General features: G+C 65.2%; 1 protein-coding gene. It reads left to right on the forward strand.

Features of this window, described 5'->3' with window-relative positions; translation table 11 throughout:
• On the forward strand, positions 1 to 699 hold a 699-nt coding region (locus JQC81_RS32595; protein ID WP_203275888.1), incomplete at its 5' end, for an IS630 family transposase.
• Positions 700 to 749: the final 50 nt, after the last annotated feature.

A 749-nucleotide genomic window follows, 5' to 3' on the forward strand; every position in this document is an offset into this window, starting at 1 on the left:
GCGTATCGGGCCACCGGCAGTCTGGCCGCCAAACCGGAGGGCGGCTGGCGCTATTCCAAGCTCGACCCGCACCGGGAGTTCCTGATCCGCCGCGTGGCTGAGAAGAGCGACATCACCATGCCCCAGCTCGCGGCCGAACTGCTGGCCCTGGGCACCAAGATCACCCCGGCCGCCATTTCGCACTGGTTCCGCCGCCAAGGCTACCGCTTCAAAAAAACGCTGCGGGCCAGCGAACAAGGACGCGCCGACGTGCGCCAGGCCCGCGAGCACTGGCACACCAAGCGCCAGCCCCGCATGCAGCAGGAGCCGCATCGGCTGGTGTTTCTGGATGAGACCGGCGCCTCCACCAAGATGACGCGCCTGCGTGGCCGCTGTCCCAAGGGCCAGCGTCTGTATGCCAAGGCGCCCTTTGGCCATTGGCTGACCCAAACCTTCATCGCGGGGCTGCGCTACTCTGGTCTGACGGCCCCGTGGGTGATTGATGGGCCGATGACCCGGCAGATCTTCGAGACCTATGTGGAGACCCAGCTTGCCCCGACCTTGTCCAAGGGCGACGTGGTGATCCTCGACAACCTGCCGGCGCACAAGAGCGAGAGAGCAGCAGACTGCCTGAAGCGAAGAGGCGCCTGGTTCCTGTTCCTGCCGCCTTACAGTCCGGACATGAACCCAATTGAGATCGGACCAACGTGGAACCTCTGAACGTGAGGTTCCATTGACACCGCGAGTGGGCCATCAGGCGCTGCGCGCCT

The organism is Microvirga arabica (genome assembly GCF_016811235.1).
Taxonomy (GTDB): domain Bacteria; phylum Pseudomonadota; class Alphaproteobacteria; order Rhizobiales; family Beijerinckiaceae; genus Microvirga; species Microvirga arabica.